At 70.2% G+C, this 23521-nt stretch carries 24 protein-coding genes and 1 rRNA gene; 12 read left to right on the top strand and 13 right to left on the bottom strand.

Annotated features, from left to right (window positions below):
* Nucleotides 1-100: 100 nt before the first annotated feature.
* From DMB42_RS49260 to DMB42_RS49240, 5 genes are all read right to left on the bottom strand, one after another.
* On the bottom strand, nt 101-1399 hold the full coding sequence (locus DMB42_RS49260) for an HD-GYP domain-containing protein (protein ID WP_125648080.1): 1299 nt from the start codon (nt 1397-1399) through the stop codon (nt 101-103).
* Nucleotides 1396-2751: an HD-GYP domain-containing protein gene (locus tag DMB42_RS49255; protein WP_125648078.1), complete on the bottom strand. Its 1356-nt coding sequence runs from the start codon at nt 2749-2751 to the stop codon at nt 1396-1398. Before DMB42_RS49255 ends, DMB42_RS49260 begins: the two co-directional genes overlap by 4 nt.
* 225 nt (nt 2752-2976) lie before the next feature.
* The gene (locus DMB42_RS49250) at nt 2977-3915 is read right to left on the bottom strand and encodes an NAD-dependent epimerase/dehydratase family protein (RefSeq protein ID WP_125648076.1); all 939 of its coding nucleotides are present in this window, start codon (nt 3913-3915) and stop codon (nt 2977-2979) included.
* Nucleotides 3916-3925: 10 nt separating this feature from the next.
* Entirely contained in the window at nt 3926-4192 is a 267-nt protein-coding gene (gene rsrA, locus DMB42_RS49245) for a mycothiol system anti-sigma-R factor (RefSeq protein ID WP_125648073.1), read from the bottom strand.
* Entirely contained in the window at nt 4189-4905 is a 717-nt protein-coding gene (locus tag DMB42_RS49240) for a sigma-70 family RNA polymerase sigma factor (RefSeq protein ID WP_379478553.1), read from the bottom strand. The genes rsrA and DMB42_RS49240 overlap by 4 nt, the downstream gene beginning before the upstream one ends.
* 122 nt (nt 4906-5027) lie before the next feature.
* Between DMB42_RS49240 and DMB42_RS49235 the strand changes: the two genes are divergently transcribed.
* Complete coding sequence (locus DMB42_RS49235; protein WP_125648068.1) at nt 5028-5768, top strand: class I SAM-dependent methyltransferase; 741 nt, start codon at nt 5028-5030, stop codon at nt 5766-5768.
* A 67-nt stretch (nt 5769-5835) separates the two neighbouring features.
* Here the strand turns inward: DMB42_RS49235 and DMB42_RS49230 are convergent, their stop codons facing one another.
* The gene (locus tag DMB42_RS49230; RefSeq protein ID WP_125648065.1) at nt 5836-6168 is read right to left on the bottom strand and encodes a TraR/DksA C4-type zinc finger protein; all 333 of its coding nucleotides are present in this window, start codon (nt 6166-6168) and stop codon (nt 5836-5838) included.
* Between the two features lie 159 nt (nt 6169-6327).
* Complete coding sequence (locus DMB42_RS49225) at nt 6328-7071, bottom strand: SOS response-associated peptidase (protein WP_125648062.1); 744 nt, start codon at nt 7069-7071, stop codon at nt 6328-6330.
* 77 nt (nt 7072-7148) lie between these two features.
* Here DMB42_RS49225 and DMB42_RS49220 point away from each other — a divergent pair, with 77 nt between their 5' ends.
* The 3 genes from DMB42_RS49220 to rsgA all read left to right on the top strand — a co-directional run bounded on the left by DMB42_RS49220 (nt 7149) and on the right by rsgA (nt 10732).
* The gene (locus DMB42_RS49220) at nt 7149-8177 is read left to right on the top strand and encodes an NAD(P)-dependent alcohol dehydrogenase (RefSeq protein ID WP_125648059.1); all 1029 of its coding nucleotides are present in this window, start codon (nt 7149-7151) and stop codon (nt 8175-8177) included.
* 85 nt (nt 8178-8262) lie between these two features.
* On the top strand, nt 8263-9537 hold the full coding sequence (gene aroA, locus DMB42_RS49215) for a 3-phosphoshikimate 1-carboxyvinyltransferase (protein ID WP_125648056.1): 1275 nt from the start codon (nt 8263-8265) through the stop codon (nt 9535-9537).
* 160 nt (nt 9538-9697) lie between these two features.
* A complete protein-coding gene (rsgA, locus tag DMB42_RS49210; RefSeq protein ID WP_125648053.1) occupies nt 9698-10732 on the top strand; it encodes a ribosome small subunit-dependent GTPase A in 1035 nt (344 codons plus the stop codon).
* A 9-nt stretch (nt 10733-10741) separates the two neighbouring features.
* Here the strand turns inward: rsgA and DMB42_RS49205 are convergent, their stop codons facing one another.
* On the bottom strand, nt 10742-11206 hold the full coding sequence (locus DMB42_RS49205) for a DUF4442 domain-containing protein (RefSeq protein ID WP_396986221.1): 465 nt from the start codon (nt 11204-11206) through the stop codon (nt 10742-10744).
* A gap of 45 nt (nt 11207-11251) precedes the next feature.
* Here DMB42_RS49205 and hisN point away from each other — a divergent pair, with 45 nt between their 5' ends.
* Nucleotides 11252-12085, top strand: a complete 834-nt coding sequence (hisN, locus tag DMB42_RS49200; protein ID WP_396986218.1) for a histidinol-phosphatase — start codon at nt 11252-11254, stop codon at nt 12083-12085.
* 7 nt (nt 12086-12092) lie between these two features.
* Here the strand turns inward: hisN and DMB42_RS49195 are convergent, their stop codons facing one another.
* The 3 genes from DMB42_RS49195 to DMB42_RS49185 all read right to left on the bottom strand — a co-directional run bounded on the left by DMB42_RS49195 (nt 12093) and on the right by DMB42_RS49185 (nt 13874).
* Complete coding sequence (locus DMB42_RS49195; RefSeq protein ID WP_125648044.1) at nt 12093-12464, bottom strand: Rv3235 family protein; 372 nt, start codon at nt 12462-12464, stop codon at nt 12093-12095.
* 164 nt (nt 12465-12628) lie between these two features.
* Nucleotides 12629-13414, bottom strand: coding sequence for a fructosamine kinase family protein (locus DMB42_RS49190; RefSeq protein WP_125648041.1), 786 nt, complete (start codon nt 13412-13414; stop codon nt 12629-12631).
* The gene (locus tag DMB42_RS49185; protein ID WP_125648038.1) at nt 13401-13874 is read right to left on the bottom strand and encodes a low molecular weight protein-tyrosine-phosphatase; all 474 of its coding nucleotides are present in this window, start codon (nt 13872-13874) and stop codon (nt 13401-13403) included. Before DMB42_RS49185 ends, DMB42_RS49190 begins: the two co-directional genes overlap by 14 nt.
* 137 nt (nt 13875-14011) lie before the next feature.
* On the opposite strand from DMB42_RS49185, the gene pstS reads away from it, so the two are divergent.
* Genes pstS through DMB42_RS49160 form a run of 5 tightly spaced genes read left to right on the top strand, consistent with a single transcriptional unit; the run spans nt 14012 to nt 18500 of the window.
* On the top strand, nt 14012-15127 hold the full coding sequence (gene pstS, locus DMB42_RS49180) for a phosphate ABC transporter substrate-binding protein PstS (RefSeq protein WP_125648035.1): 1116 nt from the start codon (nt 14012-14014) through the stop codon (nt 15125-15127).
* A gap of 6 nt (nt 15128-15133) precedes the next feature.
* Nucleotides 15134-16114: a phosphate ABC transporter permease subunit PstC gene (pstC, locus tag DMB42_RS49175; RefSeq protein ID WP_125648032.1), complete on the top strand. Its 981-nt coding sequence runs from the start codon at nt 15134-15136 to the stop codon at nt 16112-16114.
* Nucleotides 16111-16983, top strand: coding sequence for a phosphate ABC transporter permease PstA (pstA, locus tag DMB42_RS49170; protein ID WP_125648028.1), 873 nt, complete (start codon nt 16111-16113; stop codon nt 16981-16983). The genes pstC and pstA overlap by 4 nt, the downstream gene beginning before the upstream one ends.
* Before the next feature lie 15 nt (nt 16984-16998).
* Entirely contained in the window at nt 16999-17775 is a 777-nt protein-coding gene (gene pstB / locus DMB42_RS49165) for a phosphate ABC transporter ATP-binding protein PstB (RefSeq protein ID WP_125648025.1), read from the top strand.
* Entirely contained in the window at nt 17775-18500 is a 726-nt protein-coding gene (locus DMB42_RS49160) for a response regulator transcription factor (RefSeq protein WP_125648023.1), read from the top strand. The genes pstB and DMB42_RS49160 overlap by 1 nt, the downstream gene beginning before the upstream one ends.
* Here the strand turns inward: DMB42_RS49160 and DMB42_RS49155 are convergent.
* Nucleotides 18469-19398, bottom strand: a complete 930-nt coding sequence (locus DMB42_RS49155; RefSeq protein ID WP_260478390.1) for a class A beta-lactamase-related serine hydrolase — start codon at nt 19396-19398, stop codon at nt 18469-18471. The two genes, DMB42_RS49160 and DMB42_RS49155, sit on opposite strands and share 32 nt — an antisense overlap.
* 322 nt (nt 19399-19720) lie before the next feature.
* Between DMB42_RS49155 and DMB42_RS49150 the strand changes: the two genes are divergently transcribed.
* Together DMB42_RS49150 and DMB42_RS49145 are read left to right on the top strand one after the other, a co-directional pair.
* Nucleotides 19721-21070, top strand: coding sequence for a hypothetical protein (locus tag DMB42_RS49150; RefSeq protein ID WP_125648020.1), 1350 nt, complete (start codon nt 19721-19723; stop codon nt 21068-21070).
* Between the two features lie 14 nt (nt 21071-21084).
* Nucleotides 21085-22905, top strand: a complete 1821-nt coding sequence (locus tag DMB42_RS49145) for a PQQ-binding-like beta-propeller repeat protein (protein ID WP_125648018.1) — start codon at nt 21085-21087, stop codon at nt 22903-22905.
* Nucleotides 22906-23443: 538 nt separating this feature from the next.
* Here the strand turns inward: DMB42_RS49145 and rrf are convergent.
* Nucleotides 23444-23521: ribosomal RNA gene (gene rrf, locus DMB42_RS49140) — 5S ribosomal RNA — on the bottom strand; the annotation flags it as partial.

Here is a 23521-nt window from a genome sequence, read left to right as displayed (position 1 = left end):
GCGGACAACCCTATGGCCGCCGCCGGGCTGTCCCCTTCCCTCGGGCGCACCGATCAGGAGAGCACGTTCTGTAGGAACCCCACAAAGGCCGGCATACCGGTCAGATCCGGCCCCTGCCCACCACCCGGGCGAGGGCGTCGAGCGCGTCGGCGTCGTACGAGCTGCCCGCCGTGAGCCTGATCCGCTCCAGCGCCGCCCCGGACCGGTCACGATCGGTGGACGGCCCCACCAGGTCGTCGTAGGCGTTGGCGACCTTGATGATGCGGCTGGACAGCGGCGGGTCGTCGGCGATCTCCTCACACTGCCGGCGGACCACCTCGGCCACCCGGTCGAGCACGCCCGTCTGCCTGATCACCTCGGCCCCCAGCTCGGCGATGCGCCGTGCCTGCTCCGGATCGGTCAGCACGGTCGCGCCCCCGGGGATGGGGTCGCGCAGCGAGAGCTGGCCGATGTCGTGCATGAGCGCGGCGTACTCCAGCTCCAGCAGCTCGGGCTCGGCCATGCCCAGCTCCCTGCCGACTGCCACGGACAACCGCGACACCCGGCGCGAGTGGCCGGGCTCGACGTAGCCGCCCACCTCGGTCACCCGCGACAGGGCGCGTACGGTCTGCAGGTAGGTGGCGCGGATGCCGGCGTACTTGCGGAAGGCCACCTGCGTGACCAGCAGCGGCGCGGCGAAGACCAGCAGCGCCACCAGGTCCATGCTGTGCGTGGCGAGCGCGAGCAGCACGCCGGAGGCGGCCACGGCGGCCCCCAGCGGGAACGCCATGTTGATCTCGTCGCGCACGGCCACCCGGAACGCGGTGCGCAGCCGCTCGGCCCGCAGCAGCGCGGCGATCAGCACGTCGACCAGCAGCGTCACCGTGATCAGCGAGACCATCACCACGAGCGCCGGCCACCAGGTGTGGGGCCCGGGAGGCGGCTTGGTGAGCTGGTAGAGCGGGTCGGCCAGCGGGCGGAAGGCGAAGGCCAGCAGCGCGCCGGTGAGCAGGCGGCGGGCCATCGCGTCGAGCCGCGGCGGGCGGCCGACGGCCAGGTGGGGCAGCGCCCCGGCGATCATCCCGGCCGCGATCACGGCCACGACCTGCAACGCGGAGTGGCGCAACTGGTTCTGGCTGAGGTCGAGCAGCAGGGTGTAGCCGAGCGCCGCGGCGGCGCCGATGGGCGCGACCTCCCTGTTGCCCGGCATGGTCAGCCGGGCCAGCTCGCCGACCGCGATCAGCGCGCCGAACCCGATGGCGATCTCGGGACGGTCGAGCCCGACGGCCGCCGTGTGCGCCACGCCCGCGACGGCCACCAGGCCGGCCGCGCAGATCAGCAACAACTGGCCCGAGTCGAGCCTGCGCAGGACGGTGGTCGCCGCCCTGTCGCTGCGCCGGACGCGCTCTGCGGTCGTCATGGCCCGCTCACGACCTGGATGGGCATCGTCGGGTCGTCGTGGTCCTTGATCGCGGCCTCGGCGGCGTCGGGCGGCGGCGTCTCGACGCGGCGCGGCGGCTGCCACGGATTACGTTCCAGCGCCCTGATGAACGCGGCCACCATGACCGGGTCGAAGTGTGTGCCCGAGCACTTGCGCAGCTCCTCCACGGCCACCTCGACCGGCCGCGCCCCGCGGTAGGAGCGGTCGGAGGTCATCGAGTCGAACGCGTCGGCCACCGCGATCACCTTGGCGAACTCGGGGATCTCGTCCCCGGCCAGGCCCATCGGGTAGCCGGTGCCGTCGTGGCGCTCGTGGTGGTGCATGATCCCGGCGTAGGCCTCGTCGAGGAAGCCGATGCCGCGGACGATCTCCAGCCCGCGCATCGGGTGGAGCTGGATCGCGGCCAGCTCCGCCTCGGTGAGCGGCCCGTCCTTCTGCAACACCTTCGTGGGCACGCCGAGCTTGCCGACGTCGTGCAGCATGCCGGCGTAACGGATCGCGCGTACACGTTCGAGGCCCATGCCGATCTCCTGGGCGATCATGCTGGAGGCGAGCGAGACGCGGGTGCAGTGGCCGCGGGTGTAGTAGTCCTTGGTCTCGACCGCCTGGCAGAGCGCCGCGATGGTGGCGTCGTACGAGCGCTGCTGGGCGTGGTACTGGCCGAACGCCCACCGGGCCACGAACAGCGGCATCAGCACCAGCACCGCCGAGATCGACTGCACGGTCGCCCACAGCCCGGCCACCAGCAACCCGAACGTGCCGTAGCCGAGGTAGGACAGCAGGAACTGGACCATGCCGCGCAGCGGCACCTCCGTGGCCCGCACGCTGGTCGCCAGGCTGATCATGGTCAGCGTGAGCACGATGTTGAGCGGCACGAAGACGGCGGTGGCGGCGGCGTAGGGCCCGATGAGGCTGTCGAACTCGTTGACCCGCGGCACCCCGATCGTGCCGTTGAGCCCTTCGTAGACCCAGCCGGAGGCGTAGCCGCAGACGGCGAACTGGGCGCCGTTGAACAGCCGCTTGATCAGCGGCAACCCCGGCCGCACGCTGACCGCGGCGGTGAGGCCCACGAGCGCCGCGCCCTCCGGCCCGATCAGCACGACCGCGGCCAGCGACGCCGAGAAGCTCACCGAGACCGCGAACTGCTCGACGTTGAGCAACGTCGGCATCGACTCGCACACCAGGAAGAGCAGCGCGAGCACCAGCAGGATGTCGAGATTCTCCGGCGCCACGAGAGGGCCGGAGACCATCGCGCTGTGCCCGATGAGAGCGGCCGCCGCCGCGATCACGGCGACCAGGTAGACCCTCGCGGGCCAGGGCAGGTCACGCATTGCGGCCCCCTACGGCGGTCAGGTCCAGGAAACCCCGGGGGGCAGCGCGCCGATGCCGGTCAGGGCCACCACCGAGGTGATCAGGATGATGGCTGCGAGCGACCGGGCGATCCTGTCCTTCAACATCCCACATGCCTCCACGTCGTCTGCTGACGTTCACGCTACAGAAGAGGACGTCACCGTACGGGCGGAGTGGGAAATCGCAAGCAAAGTGTAATCAAGCAACTACCTGGCGCGACTCCGAGCCCAGGCCACGGTGTTCTTGACGCCCGTCGGCAGGTCGGTACGCGGCTCCCAGCGCAGCCCCTCGTACGCGGGCACCGGGTCAACGGCCATCGCGGGCAGGTCGCCGACGCGCGGCTGCGCGAACCCCGGCTTGTCCTGGGCCCCGGCCGCGTCGGCGATCAGCGAGTGCAGGCGCCTGTCGGCGGTCTGGATGCCGGTGCCGAGGTTGAAGCGGCGGCCGTTGCCGTCCTGGCCGCAGGCCCTGACGAAGCCGTCGACCACGTCGTCGACGTAGACGTAGTCGCGGGTCTGGGTGCCGTCGCCGTAGAGGACCGTGGGGGTGCCGTTGAGCAGGGCGTCGGTGAAGATCGACACCACGCCGGCCTCGCCGTCGGGCGACTGGCGGGGGCCGTAGACGTTGGAGAGCACCAGCGTGGTGTACTCCAGGCCGTAGAGGGCACGGAAGGTGGACAGGTAGATCTCGGCGCTCAGCTTGGAGGCCGCGTACGGCGAGCGCGGGTCGGTCGGCGCGTCACCAGGCACGGGAATTGTGGACGGACGGCCGTAGACCGCCACGGACGAGGCGAACACCACTTTGCGCGTGGTGCCCTCCTTGGCCGCCGTGAGCACCGACGCGGTGCCCTCGACGTTGAGCCGGGCGTCATGGACGGGATCGGCGACGCTCCTGCGTACGCTGATCTGGGCGGCCAGGTGGCAGATCACCTCAGGCCGCAGCTCGGCCGCCAGCCCGATGATCGCCGGATCGCGCACGTCGAGCACGTGCAGGCTGAAACGGTCGCTCTCGGCCGCACTGGCCAGATTGTCCCTGCTCCCAGAGGACAGGTCGTCGACGGCGACGACCTCGTGTCCGTCCGCGAGCAGGCGGTCGACGAGGTTCGACCCGATGAAACCGGCACCACCGGTGACTAGCACGCGCATGGCGTGAATCCTAGTCCGCCAGGTCCGCCCTCACCTGAGCGATCCTCTCCAGCACCTTCGACCGCAGGTCGGCGGGGACGGGGTCGCAGCCGCAATGCTTGGCCACGAGCGCCTTGACCGCCTTGTCCAGGTCGTATTCCTTCAGGCAAGGGCTGCACTCGTCGAGGTGCACGCGGATGTCGGAGACATCGCCCTCGGTCAGCTCGCCGTCGAGGTAGGCGTAGACCTTGTCCAGCACCTCGCGACAGTCGGTGTCGTGCGGGTTGCCACAGCTCATTTCGATCCCTCCGATGGGACCAGGCCGCGCTCGCGGGCGTAGTCCTCAAGGAGGCCCCGGAGCTGCCTGCGTCCCCGATGCAGCCTGGACATCACGGTGCCGATGGGGGTGCCCATGATGTCGGCGATCTCCTTGTAGGGGAAGCCTTCGACGTCGGCGAGGTAGACGGCGATCCTGAACTCTTCCGGCAGCGCCGCGAGCGCCTGCTTGATGTCGCCGTCGGGGAGGTGTTCGAGCGCCTCCACCTCGGCCGACTTCAGCCCGCTGGAGGTGTGGGACTCGGCGCGCGCGAGCTGCCAGTCCTCGATCTCCTCGGTGCCGGACTGCTTGGGCTCACGCTGCTTCTTGCGGTAGCTGTTGATGAACGTGTTCGTCAGGATCCGGTAGAGCCACGCCTTGAGGTTCGTGCCCTCCTGGAACTGATGGAACGACGCGAACGCCTTGGCGAAGGTCTCCTGAAGCAGGTCCTCCGCGTCAGCGGGGTTCCGGGTCATCCGGAGCGCGGCGGAGTAAAGCTGTTCGAGATACGGCATCACGTCGCGCTCGAACCGCTCGCTGCGCTGCTCCAGAGTCTCCGCGCCTGTCGCGGGCACCGGACCCACCCCCCTAAGATCACCGGTGGCCGGCTGTGGCGGTACACCGTACTCAGGGGAGAATACCCGCTGGCCGATGACCACCTGGTCATCGGGGCGCGGTCTTTCCAATATGAGCATGCTCGTCGCAACACACCCGCGCCCTTGTCTGTTCCCGCAAGATAGAAGGTACAGAGGACCCGGTGCGGGGAACGTCATACGTACCGGCTGGTAGCCCTTTTTCCGGAACTCAGGAGTCGCGTGTGCTGCCCATTCCGGCCGAGGAACTGAACGGCTCAGGGACGCTCGGGCCGTACTGGACCTTCTACCGCGCCGTCGCCGCCGAACAACTGAACCGCTGGCTCCCCGGCGAACCCTCCGTGATCCTCGATCTGTCCGGCGGCCGCGGGCGCTGGTCCGGCCAGGCGGCGAGGGCGGGACACCGGGTGATCGAGGTGCTCGACTTCCGCCGGACCGTGGACGCGCAGTCCCGCTTGCGGGACGCCGACCGGGTCCGGCACGTACGCGCCGATGATCTGGCGTTTCTTCCCGATGCGAGCGTCGACGCGGTGCTCGCCGAGGAACGCGCGATGTCGATCGAGCTCATGGCCGAGTCGGCGATGAGCGACGTGGCCCGGGTGCTGCGTCCGGGCGGGCGGGCGCTGGTGTGCGTCGACTCGCTGGTGCTCGGCATGGCGATCCTGGCCGAGCAGGAGCAGTGGCAACACCTGCGGCAGACCGGCGAGGTCATGCTGGTGCCGTGGCCCGACGGCAGCATCACGCGCTGCTTCAGCAGCGGTCAGCTGCGCGAGCTGCTGATGGGCGCCGGGTTGGAGGTGGAGTGGATGCGGCCGCGCACGGTGTTGTCGCCGTCCACGGTCGACCACGTGCTCGGGTCCGACGGGCGGGCCCTGACATGGCTCGTGCGCACTGAGCTCGACGCCCACCCGGACGACGACGACACGGTCGGGATCCACCTGGTGGCGAGCGCCCGCAAGAGCTGAGCGACACACCGGACGAGCCGCCGCCGTCCCCCGGCACGCCGTGGACGGCGGCGGCGGCTCCGCGCGGTCAGCGGCGGCGTTCGCGTCTTCCCTGGCATTGCACGCAGCGGGCGGCCTCAGGGCGGGCCTCCAGCCTGCCGTCCGGCACCGGCTTCTCGCAGTCGACACACCTGCCGTACGCGCCTTCGTCCAGGCGTACCATCGCCTCGGTCACCGCGCGGCGCTGCGCGTTCGCCACGGTGATCATGGCCTGCGCTCGGTCGGCGTCGGTGAGGTCGGAGCCCGCGTCGGCCGCCGAGTGCTCACGGATCGCGACGGGGTCGCCTTGGAGGACCCCGATCGAACGGTCCAGCTCCGCGAGCATGTCCTGGAGCCGCTTACGAGCGGTCGTGACGTCCACGAATCCGCACCTCCGGGTGCAAAGGGGGGAGCAGCCCGCGGCTGGGACTCCCCGGTTGTCCCGCCCGGCGCAATTAGGGGCATGTTGTGGCGGTGACACCGAGTGAACGGTCGCATCGCTTTCCTCACCGAATGCCCACTTACCGCGCTTCTTACACCTTTAGAAAAGGCCCGCTTCTTCCTCATCGGGCAGCGGTTTGATGAGATCCGGGCCATTGTTCCGGACATTATTGACATCAGTAGAAACTGCATATGCCGTGAGTCTCCCGGCCTCCGCGGGCACCAGGAGTCCGGAGGCCGCCTCGGTGTCGGTGAGGCCGGGGTCGAGCCAGTCGGCCCAGCGGTCGCGCTCGATCATCATGGGCATCCTGTCGTGGATGCGCCCGAGCTGGTCCTCCGCGTCCGTGGTGATGACCGTGCAGGTCACCAGCCACTTGAGCGGGTCGTCGTCGTCGCGGGTGCGGTCCTTCCAGAACTCGTACAGGCCGGCCATGGCCAGCACCCCGCCGTCCTCCGGGTGGATGAAGTACGGCTGCTTCTTCTTCTCGCCCTCGACGGCCATCCACTCGAAGTAGCCGTCGGCCGGGATCAGGCACCTGCGCTTGGCGAACGCCTGCCGGAACGACGGCTTCTCGGCCAGCGTCTCGGCCCTGGCGTTGATCAGCCGGGAGCCGATCGACGGGTCCTTGGCCCAGACGGGCACGAGCCCCCACCTGACGATCCTGAGCTGCCGTACCGGGTGCTCGTCCTCCTTGGACGCCCGGCTCATGACCGCGTAGACGTTCTTGGTGGGGGCGACGTTGAAGTCCGCGCCCAGTTCCTTGTCGGGCTCGCCGTCGAGCTCGACCTGGAACTCCTCCAGCAGCTCGTGCTTCTTGCGCGCCGAGGCGTATCTACCGCACATGTCCCCACATTGCCACACGCCCGGGTTCGGCTCGCGTGTTTGCTTCCGCCCCCGCGCGACGGGGTAGGCGTGCACGCATGAAGGCTTACCAGCTCCTCGCGCCGGGCCGGGCCGGGCTGACCGACGTGGACGTGCCCTCGCCCGGTCCCGGCGAGGTGCTGCTGCGGGTGGCCGGGTGCGGCGTGTGCCACTCGGACCTGCACCTGCTGCACGCCTCCGGACTGCCGTACCCGATGACGCTCGGGCACGAGCCCGCGGGCACGGTGGCGGAGCTGGGGGCCGGCGTACACGGGTGGGAGGTCGGCCAGGGCGCGCTCGCGTACATCGTGTGGGGCTGCGGCATGTGCCGCCGGTGCGCCGAGGGGGCCGAGAACGCCTGCGAACGGTTCCCGCGTGGGCTCGTCCCCGGGCCGGGGCTGGGGTATCCGGGGGCGATGGCGGAGTACATGGTCGCGCCCGCGCGTTCGCTGGTGCCGCTCGACGGGCTCGACCCGGTGGAGGCGGCGCCGCTGGCGGACGCGGGGCTCACGCCGTACCACGCGATCGACCGGTGCCGCGCGCTGCTCACGCCGGCCGCGACCGCGGTGGTGATCGGGGTGGGCGGCCTCGGGCACCTGGCGGTGCAGATCCTGCGGGCGGTCACGGGCAGCAGGATCGTGGCCGTCGACGTCGATCCCGCCAGGCTGGCCGCCGCCGAGGGCTACGGCGCCGACGAGACCGTCCTTTCGGACGAGGACGCGGCCGGGCGCGTGCTGGAGCTGACCAAGGGCGTGGGAGCCGACGTGGTGCTCGACTTCGTGGGCTCCGGGCCGACGTTGTCGCTGGCGGCCAGGGTGTTGTCCTCCTACGGGTGCCTGACGGTCGTGGGGCTGGCGGGCGGGACTCTGGCGTTCCCCGCCGCGAGCCCGCCCCAAGGACTGCCGTGGGGCGCGGCGGTGACCAAGCCTTACGCGGGGACTCGGCGCGACCTGCACGAGGTGCTGGCCCTGGCCCGGCAGGGGCGGATCAGGGCACGTGTGCAGCGCCGGCCGCTGGCCGCGGCCACGTCCGTGCTGGCGGAGTTGGAGGCCGGCACGATCGAGGGCCGCGCGGTCCTGACCCCCTGACCGCCCGCCGCCCCTCCTCGGGAGCGGCGCGACGCGTTGTCCACAGGCTGTGAACGCTCCGTACCCGGGCCAGTAGGCTTTGACCATGCCCGCTCCGCACTGGCCCGCGCCGACGGCCGCCGCTCCCGTCATCGCCTCCGTCCGCCTGCCCGGCTCCAAGTCCGTCACCAACCGCGCGCTGCTGCTGGCCGCGCTGGCCGACGGTCCCGGCGTCGTACGCCAGGCGCTGCGCAGCCGCGACGCCGACCTCATGGTGTCGGCCCTGCGCGCGCTCGGCGCCACGCTGACGGCCGTGCGCGAGACCACGGACTCGGTCGACTGGGAGGTCACGCCCGGCCCGGTCCGCGGCGGCGCGCGCGTCGACGCCGGGCTGGCGGGCACGGTCATGCGGTTCGTCCCGCCGATGGCGGCGCTGGCCGACGGGCCGGTCTTCTTCGACGGTGACCCCTATGCCCGTAAGCGTCCGATGGGCCCGATCCTCGACGCCCTCCGCGCGCTCGGGGCGCGCATCGACAACGACGCGCTGCCGTTCACCATCAGCGGGCCGCTGACCGGCGGCGAGGTCACGATCGACGCCTCCGGCTCCTCGCAGTTCGTCTCGGGGCTGATGCTGACGGCGGCGCGGTTCGAGAAGGGCGTCACGATCCGCCACGTGGGCCCGCCGGTGCCCTCCCAGCCGCACATCGAGATGACCGTGCACATGCTGCGGGAGGCCGGGGTCCGGGTCGACGACGCCGAGCGCGACGTGTGGCGGGTCGAGCCGGGCCCGATCGCGGCCAGGGACATGACGGTGGAGCCCGACCTGTCCAACGCGGCGCCGTTCCTGGCCGCCGCGCTGGTCACGGGCGGCACTGTCACGGTCCCCGGCTGGCCGGAGGAGACCACGCAGCCGGGCGACGCGCTGCGCGGCCTGCTCACCGCCATGGGCGCCACGGTGACCCGCGACGGCGACGACCTGGTCGTCACCGGCACGGGCGAGGTCAAGGGCCTCGACGCCGACCTCCACGAGGTGGGCGAGCTGACCCCCACGATCGCCGCGCTGGCCGCCCTGGCGACCACGCCCAGCCGCCTGCGCGGCATCGGCCACCTGCGCGGCCACGAGACCGACCGCCTGGCCGCGCTGGCCACCGAGATCAACTCCCTCGGCGGCGACGTCGAGGAGACGGCCGACGGCCTGATCATCCGCCCGCGCCCGCTGCGCGGCGGCGTGTTCCACAGTTACGACGACCACCGCATGGCCACGGCGGGGGCCGTGATCGGCCTCGCGGTGCTGGGCATGGAGGTGGAGAACATCGCGACGACCGCCAAGACGCTGCCCGAGTTCGTCCAGATGTGGGCAGCGATGCTGGGCTCCCGATGAGCGGCGGCGATCAGGCGTTTCGCGGCAGGCGGCTCGGGCACGTCGCAGGAGGGTCGCCCGTGGTGACACGCCGCCCTCGCCGCGCGACCACCTCGGGGCATGCCCCGCGACCAGGACTTCCGACATCCATGAGAGAGGGCGAGCGTATGGGAGCGGACCGCTGAGCAAGCGGCAGTACGACGAGGACGACGTACGGGTCAGACCGGGCAAGGGCTCGCGCCCGCGCACCCGCATCCGTCCCGCGCACGAGGACGCCGTCGAAGGCTTCGTGGTGGCCGTCGACCGGGGCCGCTACACGACCCTGGTCGAGCCCGAACGCGGCCACAAGCGCAAGCAGCAGCAACAACGCCGGCTCGTGGTCGCCATGAAGGCCCGCGAGCTGGGCCTCAAGGGCATCGTGGTCGGCGACCGGGTGGCCCTGGTCGGCGACGTGTCGGGCCGCCCCGACACCCTGGCCAGGGTGGTCCGGGTGGAGCCGCGCACCTCGATGTTGCGCCGCTCGGCCGACGACACCGACGACACCGACGGCATCGAGCGTCCGGTCGTGGCCAACGCCGACCAGCTCGTGATCGTCACCGCGCTGGCCGACCCGCCGCCGCGGCCCCGGATGATCGACCGGATCCTGGTGGCGGCGTTCGACGCCGAGATCGACACCCTGCTCTGCCTCACCAAGTCCGACCTCGCCCCGCCCGACGAACTGGTGGCCCTGTACGAACCGCTGGGCGTGTCCCACATCGTCGTCCACAAGGGCGGCTCACTCGACGAGCTGCGCGACCACCTGGCCGGCCGCATCAGCGTGCTCGTGGGCCATTCGGGCGTGGGCAAGTCCACCCTGGTCAACACCCTGGTCCCCGACGCCAACCGGGCGGTCTCGCACGTCAACGCCGTCACCGGCCGCGGGCGGCACACCTCCACCTCGGCCGTCGCTCTTGAGCTGCCCGAGGGCGGCTGGATCATCGACACGCCGGGGGTGCGCAGCTTCGGCCTGGCCCACGTGTCGGTCGAGACCGTGCGGGCCGCCTTCCCCGACCTGGTCGAGGGCACGGTCACCTGCCCCAAGGGCTGCACCCACCTGGGCGAGGGCTGCGCGCTCGACGCCTGGGTGGCCGCGGGCCACGCCGACGCGGCCCGCCTCGAGTCCCTGCGCCGCCTGCTGGCCAGCCGTGAGGGCGCCCCCGACGAGCCGCCCGCCTGATCCCCTGGCTCAGGGGCGGTTCGGGCGCAGGGTCCAGGTGACGGTGAGGGTGGAGACCTGCGTGCCGGCCGCGTCCAGGACGTCGACCACCACGTCGAAGACCGGCCGCTCACCCGCGTCCAGTTTGCCGACGACCTCCTCCCTGGAGGCGGCCACCCGCGCCTCGGCCCGCACCTCCCCCAGGGCCACCTTCCGGAACTCGATCGTCGCCGTGGTCGGCAGCGGCACACACCGGCTGAGCTGATCCCCGAACCGCGACAACACCGCCGCCCCCGACGCGGACTCGGCCAGCGTGAACAGCGTGCCCGCGTGCGGCCCGGCCACGTGGTTGTGCAGCTCGGGCCGGTCCGGCAACCGGCATTCCGCCCGGCCGTCCTCGACCGAGTCGAACACGATCCCCAACGTACGGGCGAAGGGAACGGTTTCGAGAAGCAAGGCACCTACATCAAAGGACATAGGAGACATGTTACTCATCAGTAGGTGAAAGGGGAGTTACCAGAAAACAGGTGTTGGTGACTGATGTTCGGCGGCCCCGACGCGGTAGCGTGGGCGATCGTGCAGGGTTACAACGACGATCTACGCCTCGCTCACGTCATGGCCGACGCCGCCGACGACCTGACCATGCGGCGGTTCAAGGCGGTCGACCTCAAGGTCGAGACCAAGCCCGACCTCACGCCGGTCAGCGACGCCGACCGCACCGTCGAGGAGGCCATCCGCGGCACGCTGCGCCGGGCCCGGCCGCGCGACGCGGTGGTGGGCGAGGAGTTCGGCAAGACGGGCTGGGGAGCCCGCTCGTGGATCATCGACCCCATCGACGGCACCAAGAACTACGTGCGCGGCGTCCCCGTGTGGGCCACGCTGATCGCCCTCATGGAGTACGGCAAGGTCGTCGTCGGCCTGGTGTCGGCCCCCGCCCTCGGCCGGCGCTGGTGGGCGGCGGCCGACGGCGGCGCGTGGACGGGCCGGAACCTGACGAAGGCCACCCGGATGAACGTCTCCTCGATCACCCGGCTGGAGGACGCCTCCTTCTCCTACTCCAGCTTCGGCGGCTGGGACAAGCTCGGCAAGCTGGACAACTTCCTCGACCTCGGCCGTGCCTGCTGGCGCACCCGCGCGTACGGGGACTTCTGGTCGCACATGATGGTCGCCGAGGGGTCGGTCGACGTGTCCGCCGAGCCGGAGTTGTCACCGTGGGACATGGCGGCCCTCACCGTGATCGTCGAGGAGGCCGGCGGCGTCTGGACCGACCTCGCGGGCGTACGCGGCCTGGAGGGCGGCAGCCTGGTCTGCACGAACGGCGCCCTGCACGACGACGTCCTGAACCGCCTCAACGGCACGACGATCATCTCCTAGAGCCGGTTCACGCCGTCTCGAAATCGGTGCACAACCACTGAAGGCCGTGCCGCTCCAGGCGTACGGCCAGAACGTGACTACGCTCGCCGCAATGCACCAGCACGCACATTTCCACGGCCCCTTCCCGCGGTTCCTTGACGTGCGGGCTCCCGACGAACGGCGGGCGTTCGGCGACAATCATCCGCCCGGCCCTGACGAGATCCCGATAGGCTCGGGCGGTGAGCCGGTCGGCCACCGACTCCGGCGGCCGGCGGCCGGTCAGCACCTCGGCCAGCGCCTGCCCGAGCTGGCGTAGTCTGCGCTCGTCGGGCCTGGCTCCGGCCGGTCCCCAGACCAGCGGGGTCAGGGCCAGCGCGCCGTGCGTGGGCTCGTCCGGCATGCGCCCTCCAATTTCTCGGGGGAAGAAAGAAACGCCTTAATGAGTTTTCGGGCCGGGCCGCCGGATACGAAATCCGCCAACTTTACCCGGCCCTTGTCCAATTTCGTCCCCATGGGCGGAGAAAGGCGTCCCGGAGCTGGATCCCTTTTTTTCATATCGGTTGTTCAGAGCGACAACACCCGCGTGACCGCATTCATCAGCGCGTCCCGGTAGGAACCGCCGTACAGGACCACGTGCACCAGCAGCGGATGCAATTGGTGCAGCGGCACCCGCTCCCGCCAACCCGGCGCGAGCGGGAACTCCTCCTCGTACGCCCGCATCACCCGATCCAGGTACGGCAGCCCGAACAGGGCCAGCATGGCCAGATCCGTCTCCCGATGACCGCCATGGGCCGCCGGATCGACGAGCACCCCCGTGCCCCCGGACCACAACACGTTCCCGCTCCACAGATCCCCATGGATGCGGGCGGGCGGCTCGGGCGACCCGGACACCTCGGGAAGACGTTCGACGGCCCGCTCCACCAGCGCCACGTCCCGGGCGGGCAGCCGCGCCCGGCGCAGGAACGGCAACACCCGCCGGGTCGCGTAGAAGTCCGGCCAGTCGCCGGCGGGCGAGTTGTCCATGGGCAGGTCGGCGATGAACCCCGGCCAGGGCGCGCCGAACCCGGCCGCCCCCGCGCGGTGCAGGCGGGCCAGGTCCGCGCCGAACCGGCCGGCCGCCCCGGCGGTGGGCGGCTCCTCCGGCACCCACGACAACACCAGCCGGTCCGGGCCGACCTCCACCACCTCGGGCACGGTGATCGCCTCGCCCAGCCACCTCAGCCCCGCGGCCTCGGAGGCGAACACGTCGGAGGCCGCACCGGTCTTGGCGAACACCTGCCGCCCGTCCTCCAGCACGCCACGCCGCAGCCGCCGGCCGTGGGAGGAGCCGAGGTCCTCAGCCGATCTCATCGGCGATGTGCTTGGCCACGCCCTCCGAGGCGGTCTCCAGCATGGTCAGCACCTCCTCGAAGCCCTCGCGACCGCCGTAATAGGGGTCGGGCACCTCGGCGCCGTCCGGCGCGCCGGGGTCGAACGAGCGGAACAGCCGCACCTCCACTCCGGTGGGCGCCAGGCGGCGCAGGTTGGCCACGTTGTCGCGGTCCATGGCCAGCACCAGGTCGTAGCGGTCGAACCAGTCCTCGGTGAACTGCCTGGCGCGGTGGGCGGCGCCGTCGTAGCCGTGCTCGGCGAGGGCGCCGAGCGCCCGCTCGTCCATCGGGTCGCCGGCGTGCCAGCCGCCCGTGCCCGCGCTCTCGACGACGACCCGGCCGCCGAGCCCGCGCTCCTCAAGGGTCCGGCGGAGCACCACTTCCGCCATCGGCGACCGGCAGATGTTGCCCATGCACACGAGACACACGCGATAGCTCATGTATCCCATTTTCGCTGGTCACATTGATGGAGATGACCAGGCGCGTTCACCGAACGTTCACCCTTGTTGGGGGGTCTGAGTCACTTTGCCTGCATAACTTCATGGACGACTAAGGACCAAGTGAGGGGAACCCAACCGTGAAGTATGCAGGCCGGCTCGCCGCCGTCGCCGTCGTCGGCGCGCTCTCGCTCGCTGCGTGCGGCACAGACGACAACAGCTCCGGGGGCACGAACAGCACCACCTCTGCCAGCGCTCCCGCCGCGGGCAACGACAACGGCCTGAGCGGCACGCTCAACGCCGCCGGTTCGTCGGCCCAGGCCAACGCGATCGACCAGTGGAAGAAGGACTTCCAGGCCAAGAACTCGGGCGTCAGCCTGAACTACCAGCCGAGCGGTTCGGGTGCCGGTGTGCAGTCGTTCATCGCGGGCACGGTCGACTTCGCGGGTTCGGACTCCGCACTCAAGGACGACAAGGGCGAGCCCGCCCAGGCCGACGCCCGGTGCAAGACCGGCAAGGCCATCAACATCCCGATGGTGACCGGCCCGGTCGCGGTCGTCTACAACGTCCCCGGCGTGGACGGTCTGCAGCTGTCGCCCAAGACCATCGGCGGCATCTTCGACAGCAAGATCACCAAGTGGGACGACGCGGCCATCAAGGCCGACAACCCTGACGCCAAGCTCCCGTCCACGCCGATCTCGGCCTTCCACCGCTCGGACGAGTCGGGCACCAGCGACAACTTCACCAAGTTCCTCAAGGCGACCGCCGGCTGGCCGTACGAGCCCGCCAAGGCGTGGCCCGCCGAGGCCAAGGGCCAGGGCGCCAAGGGCTCCGACCAGGTCGCGGCCAGCGTCAAGAGCACCGAGGGCTCCATCGGCTACGTCGAGCTCTCCTACGCCGAGAACTCCCAGCTCAGCAAGGCCAAGGTCGCCAACGGCGCGGGCGAGTTCGTCGAGCTGACCGCCGACAGCGCGGCCAAGACGGTCGAGACCGCCGAGATCACCGGCACCGGCAACGACCTCAAGCTGAGCATCGACTACGCCACCAAGACGGCGGGCGCGTACCCGATCGTGCTGGTGACGTACGAGATCACCTGCGAGAAGGGCCTCGCGCCCGAGCAGGCCAAGCTCGTCAAGGAGTTCCTCACCTACACCTCCAGCGACGAGGGCCAGGCCGCGCTGAAGGACCTCGGCTACGCCCCGCTCGCGGGCGAGCTGCTCACCAAGGTCCGCACCGCCGTCGGCGCGATCTCCTAGCAGCAGATGACGACCAACGTTCGTACCCGTGGGGGCGGGCCGGCCACGGGCCGGTCCGCCTCGCGGCGCAGCCATGGTGAAGGCCCCTTCAAGTTCGTCTCCACCGGTGCCGGCGTCCTGCTGCTGGCGATCATGGCGGCCATCGCCGTGTTCCTCATCAGCGAGGCCGTGCCGGCCCTGCAGGCGAACAAGGGCAACTTCTTCACCGACCTGATCTGGGAGCCCAACGGCAGCCAGGTGTTCGGCATCGGCGCGCTGGCGTTCGGCACCGTGCTCAGCTCGACGATCGCGCTGGTCATCGCGACCCCCATCGCGGTCGGCGTGGCGCTGTTCATCTCCCACTACGCGCCCCGCCGGCTGGCCGGGCCGCTCGGCTACCTGGTCGACCTGCTGGCCGCCGTGCCCAGCGTCGTCTACGGCCTGTGGGGCGTGACGTTCCTGGTGCCGCTGCTGCGCACGCCGTCGCAGTGGCTCAACGAGAACCTCGGCTGGTTCCCGCTGTTCTCCGGCGAGGGGGCCATCGGCGGCAAGACCATGCTGGCCGGCGGCATCGTCCTGGCGATCATGATCCTGCCGATCATCGCGGCCATCTCGCGCGAGGTCTTCCTCCAGGCCCCGAAGATGAACGAGGAGGCGGCCCTGGCGCTCGGCGCCACCCGCTGGGAGATGATCAGGATGGCCGTGTTGCCGTTCGGCCGTCCCGGCGTCATCAGCGCCGCCATGCTCGGCCTCGGCCGCGCGATGGGCGAGACCATCGCGGTCGCGCTGATCTTCCCCGCCACCTTCGACCTCAGCTTCGAGATCCTCACCCCGCACGCCAACAGCATCGCGGCCAACATCGCCAACGGCTTCGGCGAGGCCACGCAGGTCGGCCGGGGCGCGCTGATCGCCTCCGGTCTGGTGCTGTTCGTGATCACGCTGCTGGTCAACATGGGCGCTCGTATGGTGATCAACCGGCGCAAGGAGTTCAGGGCGGTAGGGGCATGACCATCCAGCACATCTCGACCGGCCGCCGGATCAAGGACAGGTTCGTCCAGGGGCTGGTCTATCTGGCGTTCGCGCTGGCCGTCGTACCGCTCATCTCGGTGCTGTGGCTGGTGATCTCGAACGGCCTGGCCCGCTTCGACCTGGAGTTCCTCACCCACTCGATGCGGAACATCGGCGCCCGCGACGTCGGCGGCGGCGCGTACCACGCCATCATCGGCACCTTGGAACAGGTCCTGCTGGCCTCCCTCATCTCGGTCCCGATCGGCCTGTTCACCGCCATCTACCTGGTCGAGTACGGCAACGGCGGCCGCCTGAGCCGGGCCATCAGCTTCTTCGTGGACGTCATGACCGGCGTCCCTTCCGTCGTTTCCGGCCTGTTCATCCTCGCCTTCTGGGTGCTCTTCCTGGGCAACCCGTTCTCCGGCTTCGCCGGCGCGCTCGCGCTGTCGATCCTGATGATGCCGACTGTGGTCAGATCGGCCGAGGAGATGCTCCGGCTGGTGCCCAACGACCTGCGCGAAGCCTCGTACGCGCTGGGCGTGGCCAAGTGGCGCACGATCCTCAAGGTCGTGCTGCCGACCGCGTTCACCGGCATCGTCACCGGCGTCATGCTGGCCGTCGCGCGAGTGGCCGGCGAGACCGCGCCGCTGCTGCTGACGGTGTTCTTCACCGACTCCATCAACAACGATCCGTTCAGCGGGCCGCAGATGGGCCTTCCCCTCTTCGTCTTCGACCAGGCGGCCCGTCCCAACGACACCGCCATCGACCGCGCCTGGGCCGGAGCCCTCACGCTGATCCTGATCGTCATGCTGCTCAACCTGGTGGCGCGCCTGATCGCCTGGTGGCGCAGGCCCGCCAGGGGCCGATAGGGGGTAACCGCCACAATGTCCAAGCAGATCCAGATCTCGGGCCTCGACGCGTACTACGGATCGCACAAGGCGATCGAGGACGTGTCGATGACCATCGAGCCGCGCTCGATCACCGCGTTCATCGGCCCGTCCGGATGCGGCAAGTCGACGTTCCTGCGCACGCTCAACCGTATGCACGAGGTGATCCCCGGCGCCCGCGTCGAGGGCAAGGTCCTGCTCGACGGCGAGGACCTGTACGCCCCCACCGTCGAACCCGTCTCGGTCCGCCGGATGGTCGGCATGGTCTTCCAGCGCCCCAACCCGTTCCCGACGATGTCGATCTACGAGAACGTGGCCGCCGGGCTCCGCCTCAACGGCCGGATCGGCAGGTCCACGCTCGACGGCATCGTGGAGGACTCGCTGAAGGGCGCCAACCTCTGGAACGAGGTCAAGGACCGGCTGAACAAGCCCGGCGCCGGCCTGTCCGGCGGTCAGCAGCAGCGCCTCTGCATCGCCCGCGCCATCGCGGTCAAGCCGCAGGTCCTGCTCATGGACGAGCCGTGCTCGGCACTCGACCCGATCTCGACGCTGGCCATCGAGGACCTGATGGCCCAGCTCAAGGAAGAGTTCACGATCGTGATCGTCACCCACAACATGCAGCAGGCCGCCCGGGTCAGCGACCGGACCGCGTTCTTCAACCTGGCCGCGCAGGGCAAGCCCGGCAAGGTCATCGAGATGGACGACACCTCCCGCATGTTCACCAACCCGTCAGAGAAGGCGACCGAGGACTACATCACGGGACGCTTCGGCTGATGACCCCACAGCAGGCGGCATCCACGATGAACGGGGACACGAGGACCAAGCCCGTACTGCTCATCGCCGACCCCGACGACGCCGTGGTCGATGACCTGGCCACGGCGCTGGAACGTGAGGGCGTGGCCGTCACCGGCGCGCCGGACGGCGCCCAAGGGCTGCTGCAGGCGGGGGCGCTGCAGCCGGACGTGGTGCTCGTGTCGGCCACGCTCCCCGTCATCGACGCGGTCGACTTCGTCCGTGCGGTACGGCTCGCGCGAGCCGTACCGGTCCTGCTCGGCGTCGGCGAGGGGAACGCCGAGCAGGCCGTACGCGCGCTCGCCGCGGGGGCGGCGGCCTGCGTGGCCCGGCCGTACCGGGTACCGGAACTGCTGCCCTTCATCCAGGCGGCCTCCCCCGAGACCCGCAAGGTGCTGGCCGTCGGCGGCGTCGAACTGGACGTCCAGGCGTACCAGGTGCGCGTCGAGGGCCGCGCGGTGCACCTGCCGCTGCGCGAGTTCGAGCTGCTGCAGTACCTCATGCGCAACGCCGACCGTACGGTCACCCGCGAGCAGATCATGCGGCACGTGTGGAACGCCGCCGCGACCACCTCGACGAACACCATCGCGGTGCACGTCAAACGGCTGCGGGCGCGGCTGGGCGACAACGACGACCAGCTCATCCAGACCGTACGCGGCGTCGGCTACCGGCTGGTCACCCCGAGCACCTCCGGAAGCTCCGCATGACACGCTGGGCGATGCCCTCGACGGTCGCGATGCCGTACCGCACGTCGGTGCTGCCCTCGGTGAGGACGGCCACGGCGTAGTCGTGGCCGTGGCCCCGGATCAGCCCCACGCTGACCGTGGCCCAGCGCTTGGTGGACACGCGCCGCAGCCAGCCGTTCTTCAGGTGCACGCGCTCGCCCTCGCAGGCCGCGGCGGAGACGCCCCAGTCCTGGTCGCCGGCGACCGCGCCCATCAGCCTGAGCGCCTGCGCACGCTCCTTCGCCGCCAACGGGCTCTTCCCGGACACGAGTCCCCTCATCAGGCGAACCTGGTCCTCCACGGACGTTCTGGTGATGCCCCAGCAGTAGAGGTCGACGCAGTCTCCCGGGACGCCCTGAGTGTGCCTGAGCCCGAACCTCCGGCCGGCCTCGGTGAAGCCCGCCGCGCCGCCGATCCGCAACCAGAGACGGTCGGCCGCGTGGTTGTCGCTGTGGCGGATCATGAGATCGGCGTCGTGCCTGACGGGCCCGGGAAGCCTGCGCCACGGGGTCCTGAGCAGCAATCCCATGAGGATCTGGACCTTCGCCGTACTGGCCGTGATCAGCCGTTCGCCCGGACGGTAGCGGTAGACCCGCCCGGTGGTCAGGTCCTCGACCATGGCCGAGACCGGGCCCGGCCGGCCCGCCAGGAAGCGGTCGAGCCGCTCGCTGATCTGCTTCGCCGGTACGCGCCGCCGCTTCGTCACCCGCCCGGCCTCGACCGGCGCGGCAGGGTGTGTGTACCGCAGCACCCGCACGGGAGTCGCCACCTGCGGGCGTGCCCGAGGCTCTGCTGAGGTCTTTTCCGGGACGAACGGTGGCATCAGGAGGGCGAGCCCGATGACCAGCCGTGGAAGCGTGCACACGCCGCCCGCGATCATGCGGTGCATTATCACGAAAAAAGGCGACAACCCGCTAGAAGTTGCTGGAAATCATTTTCGCCAGCTTCTCCTACGGCACGGGCACCCGCCCGATAGTAAGCGAAGTGACCGCTGATACGATTCCCCTCTTTCGGGGTTTCCCAGCACTATCGGGGCGAAAGTGACAACGGGGCCGAGTTATCCGCAGCAACATCCGCAGTTCCACCCGCAAGGGCAGCAACCATGGCAAGCCATGCCGCCGCCCCCACCACCTCAATCAGCTCCACCACCTCCTCTTCCTCCTCCACTCCCTCCCAGGCGCCGGACCGGCTTCTGGCTGACCATGGGCGTCGTCTCGCTCGTGGTGGCGATCGCCGTGGGCGCGGGAGTGGGTCTCGTCCTGCGGGGCCGGATCGGTGTCCAGGACCCGCTGCGCCGCCAGGAGGCGTCGGGCAAGAGCGACCCGAACGCCGTGGTCGTCACCGACGAGGAGATCAACAAGCTGGTCGACTCCCACGGCAAGGCACTGAGCAGCGGGAACGTCGACGCGTTCACCTCCATCTTCGACAAGGGCAACACGACGCTCATCCGCGACCAGCGCAAGGTCTTCGCGAACCTGCGCAAAGTGCCGCTCAGCGAGGTGTCGTACCGGGTGCTGCACCGCGAGGGCCGCGCCGAGGACAGCTTCGGACGAGCCGTGAAGTTCACGCAGGATGTCGCGTTCGTTCACCGGTTCGCCGGCATCGACCTGCGGCCGGTCTCCGAGTGGTACCGCTGGACGCTGGAGAAGGCGTCCGCGAGCGCGCCGCTGATCGTCACCAAGGTGGACGGCGCGCCGCCGCCCATGCTGAGCGGCAGCTCCAAATCCATGTACTACCCGGGCCCGTGGGACATCTGGCCGGACATCACCGTGGCCCGCGCGGGCGCCAGCGTCGTCCTGGCCCACCCCCAGGACGCCGCGCTGGCCAGGCGTATCGCCCCGGTGGTCGCCGGGGCGGCCAAGAAGAACCTGGACTTCTGGAAGCGCAACGGCGACCCGGCGGCGCCCGTACCGGCCGGGTTCGTGGTCGCGCTGGTGAAGGGACAGAGCCAGCTCGGCAACCTGTTCCGCAAGGAGAAGGCGCACGAGGCGGGCGTGTCCATCCCGATGCCCGCCTGGGCCTCGCTGGGCGACGACGTGAAGATCGGCGGCACCCGCGTGGTCATGGACACCACCACCGCCTTCTTCCGCACCTCGGCGGGCATCCAGGAGATCAGCACGCACGAGCTGGCCCACTCCCTCCTCGCCGGCCTCGACAGCGCCGAGTTCTCCCTGTTCGGCAAGCCGAACTGGGTCATCGAGGGCTTCGCCGAGTACGCCGCCAACCGCGGCGTCCCGATCAACCGGAACGTCCGCTACCAGGAAGGCCGCGCCTACCTGGCCGGCAGCCTCGCCGCGCCCTTCAGCGGCCGCCTCCCCGACAACACGTTCTGGGACTTCAAGGGCATGACGAGCGTGAACTACCTGATGGGACACCTGGCCATGCGTTACATAGCCCAGCGGTACGGCGACAAGAAGCTGACCAGCGCGGTGGTCGCGACCTACCGGGGCAAGGGCGACGACAGCGAGGCTGCGCTGTTCAAGGAACTGGGCGTGACCAAGGCGGACTTCGAACGGCAGTGGGCGTCGTACGTCCGCCGGCAGCTGGCCTGAACGGGGAACCAACAATGACCGACCACTCCCAAACCCCACCCAACCCGTACGGCCAACCCGCCTACCCACCCCCCTCAGCCGCGCCCTACCCACCGTCAGGCCCCGCGCCCTACCCACCGTCAGGCCCCGCGGCCTATCCCCCCTCAGGCCCGGCGACCTACCCCTCATCCCCGGGCCCGGCGACCTACCCACCTTCGGGCCCCACCGCCTACCCACCTTCGGGCCCCGTCGCCTATCCGCCTTCAGGCCCCGCCGCCTACCCGCCCGGTCAGGACCCCGCCGCCTACCCCCCGGGGAACGCGGCCACAGGCGCCACCCCCTACCTCTCCCCCTCAGCCGCAGCAGGCCCAGCCACCTATCCCCCGCAACCGGCACCGCCACCGGGAGCCCCACCCACATACCCCCCGAACACCCCCACCTTCGGCAACCAGCCGCCATACGGACAACCACCGCACCACCCCGACACCGGCACCCCGTACGGCGGCTCCCCCGCGCCCGCACAACCGCACCAGAGCCGCCCGAAGTGGAAGACCGCCCTGCTCGCAACCGGCGCGGCCGTCGTACTCCTCTCCGTCAGCACAGGAACCGCCTGGTTCGTCGCCACAACCGGAACGACCACCGGCGCCGACGGCACCGGTTCCGGCGACGACACGGGCGCCGGAGCGGACGAATGGGCCGTCCCCCTCGCGAACGCCGGCAGCTCGGACTTCACCACCGGCCTGGCCTTCGGCAGCTGGCTGACCGACAAGGTCGTCATCCGCGCCCAGAAGGACGGCGTCCTGGCCTACGACCTCGGATCCGGAAAACGCGCCTGGGGCGTCCCCGCGCCGGGAGCCCAGCTCTGCGGCGCCACCCCGGAGCTGTCGCAAGGCAAGGCCGCCGTCGCGTACGGCAGCAACACCCTGTGCGACCACCTCGCCGGCGTCGACACGGCCACTGGCAAACTCATCTGGAAAATCAAGATCCCCGCCGAGAAGTCCCGCCTCTCGAACTCCCTCACCGTCCCCCGCATCATGAGCTCCGACGGCGTGGCCATCGTCGAGCTGAGCGACACGGTGACCGCCTACCGCCTCTCCGACGGCCGCAAAGTGTGGAGCGCGACCGCCTCCCGGGACGACGGCTGCCACCTGAAGGACATCAGCGCCTCCCCCACCCGCGTCGCGGCCATCCTCGACTGCACGTTCAGGGGCGGCACCCGCCTCCAGTTCATCGACCCGAAGACCGGCAAGGTCACCAAGCAGGCCCCCGTCGGCGACCTGGGCCTCATGAGCAGCCTCCTGTCCGCCGACCCCGCGATCGTCCAGAACGAGTCCGGCGGCCAGAACAGCTTCACCGTCTACTCGGACACCGCCACCAAGGTCACCGAATTCAAGACCCCCGAGATAGACATGCTCGCCATGAACACCGTGGCCTTCGTGACCGGCATGTTCGAACAACACCGGTACGTCATCCACGGCGACCGCCTCTACCTCGCCTCGTTCCCGCAGAACGTGCCGCAGCAAATGCGTTCCAGCAACAAGGCCCTGGCCTACGACCTGAAGACCGGCAAACAACTGTGGGAATCGTCCGACACCCACGACACGATCCTCACCTACGTACGCGCCGACGACCAGGGCCTGCTTGCCGTGGAAACCGGCGACCGCCGTGACCTGGCCCCCCGCCTCATCCGCCTGAACGCCACCACCGGCAAGGCAACCGAACTGGCCACCCTCCCCCAGAAGTACGGCACCGAGGCCGAAAAGGCCCGCGTCTTCGAACGCAACGGCGCAGTAATCATCATCCCCTGGACCTCAGTAGCCACCAAGAACGCCATCAGCTACGTCAACACCCGCTAACCCCCAAAGCCAAAAAGGCTCCGCGCACAATGCGCGGAGCCTTTCCCATGTCTCCCCTTCGGCCGGTGAAACAGATGTCCACAGCCTTGGAGCCCTGGCAGGGCGGACGTCCGGGTTCGGAGCTGCGAGGGCGCTTTCCGCGCTGAACTAGGCGCGCTTCGGACCGGGGATGCATGCGCTCTTGCCTCACCGGAAAGCTCGCTGTCAGTGGCGTGCGGTGTTCTTCAGGCCCTGGCAGTGCTGCATGTTGCAGGGCGCCATGTCAGCTGCGGGCTGAGGGAAGCTTCCACCAACCCACAGGCGCCAACCTGCCCAAGCCACGAGCTCCCCCGCCCCTGGTGCCATCGCCCCAGCACACCCCGAACCACCCACCGTCGAGCCACCGACGAGCCACCGTCAGGGCTGCACCACAGGTGCCGCACCTCAGGCCGGCGCGCATCCGCAACCGCGCCCAACAGCGCGATCTGCACGGCCGGCAACATGCCCCGGAAACGCAGAAAGGGCCCCGACCAAACGGTCGGAGCCCTTCCCAAAGATTGTCCGGCGGTGACCTACTCTCCCACACCCTCCCGAGTGCAGTACCATCGGCGCAGAGAAGCTTAACTTCCGGGTTCGG

It is taken from the genome of Nonomuraea sp. WAC 01424 (assembly GCF_003947315.1).
Classification (GTDB): domain Bacteria; phylum Actinomycetota; class Actinomycetes; order Streptosporangiales; family Streptosporangiaceae; genus Nonomuraea; species Nonomuraea spiralis.
This window is presented reverse-complemented; position numbering and strand designations above follow the sequence as displayed.

What these genes read in the sequence shown, in the direction of transcription:
- pstA (WP_125648028.1), top strand. Translation starts at nt 16,111, where the DNA reads ATGACCATCCAGCACATCTCGACCGGCCGCCGGATCAAGGACAGGTTC.
- hisN (WP_396986218.1), top strand. Translation starts at nt 11,252, where the DNA reads ATGTTCGGCGGCCCCGACGCGGTAGCGTGGGCGATCGTGCAGGGTTAC.
- DMB42_RS49185 (WP_125648038.1), bottom strand. Translation starts at nt 13,874, where the DNA reads ATGAGCTATCGCGTGTGTCTCGTGTGCATGGGCAACATCTGCCGGTCG.
- aroA (WP_125648056.1), top strand. Translation starts at nt 8,263, where the DNA reads ATGCCCGCTCCGCACTGGCCCGCGCCGACGGCCGCCGCTCCCGTCATC.
- DMB42_RS49150 (WP_125648020.1), top strand. Translation starts at nt 19,721, where the DNA reads ATGGGCGTCGTCTCGCTCGTGGTGGCGATCGCCGTGGGCGCGGGAGTG.
- pstB (WP_125648025.1), top strand. Translation starts at nt 16,999, where the DNA reads ATGTCCAAGCAGATCCAGATCTCGGGCCTCGACGCGTACTACGGATCG.
- DMB42_RS49255 (WP_125648078.1), bottom strand. Translation starts at nt 2,751, where the DNA reads ATGCGTGACCTGCCCTGGCCCGCGAGGGTCTACCTGGTCGCCGTGATC.
- DMB42_RS49220 (WP_125648059.1), top strand. Translation starts at nt 7,149, where the DNA reads ATGAAGGCTTACCAGCTCCTCGCGCCGGGCCGGGCCGGGCTGACCGAC.
- DMB42_RS49155 (WP_260478390.1), bottom strand. Translation starts at nt 19,398, where the DNA reads ATGATCGCGGGCGGCGTGTGCACGCTTCCACGGCTGGTCATCGGGCTC.
- DMB42_RS49190 (WP_125648041.1), bottom strand. Translation starts at nt 13,414, where the DNA reads ATGAGATCGGCTGAGGACCTCGGCTCCTCCCACGGCCGGCGGCTGCGG.
- rsrA (WP_125648073.1), bottom strand. Translation starts at nt 4,192, where the DNA reads ATGAGCTGTGGCAACCCGCACGACACCGACTGTCGCGAGGTGCTGGAC.
- DMB42_RS49145 (WP_125648018.1), top strand. Translation starts at nt 21,085, where the DNA reads ATGACCGACCACTCCCAAACCCCACCCAACCCGTACGGCCAACCCGCC.
- DMB42_RS49195 (WP_125648044.1), bottom strand. Translation starts at nt 12,464, where the DNA reads ATGCCGGACGAGCCCACGCACGGCGCGCTGGCCCTGACCCCGCTGGTC.
- DMB42_RS49205 (WP_396986221.1), bottom strand. Translation starts at nt 11,206, where the DNA reads ATGAGTAACATGTCTCCTATGTCCTTTGATGTAGGTGCCTTGCTTCTC.
- DMB42_RS49225 (WP_125648062.1), bottom strand. Translation starts at nt 7,071, where the DNA reads ATGTGCGGTAGATACGCCTCGGCGCGCAAGAAGCACGAGCTGCTGGAG.
- DMB42_RS49250 (WP_125648076.1), bottom strand. Translation starts at nt 3,915, where the DNA reads ATGCGCGTGCTAGTCACCGGTGGTGCCGGTTTCATCGGGTCGAACCTC.
- DMB42_RS49260 (WP_125648080.1), bottom strand. Translation starts at nt 1,399, where the DNA reads ATGACGACCGCAGAGCGCGTCCGGCGCAGCGACAGGGCGGCGACCACC.
- DMB42_RS49160 (WP_125648023.1), top strand. Translation starts at nt 17,775, where the DNA reads ATGACCCCACAGCAGGCGGCATCCACGATGAACGGGGACACGAGGACC.
- DMB42_RS49240 (WP_379478553.1), bottom strand. Translation starts at nt 4,905, where the DNA reads ATGCTCATATTGGAAAGACCGCGCCCCGATGACCAGGTGGTCATCGGC.
- pstC (WP_125648032.1), top strand. Translation starts at nt 15,134, where the DNA reads ATGACGACCAACGTTCGTACCCGTGGGGGCGGGCCGGCCACGGGCCGG.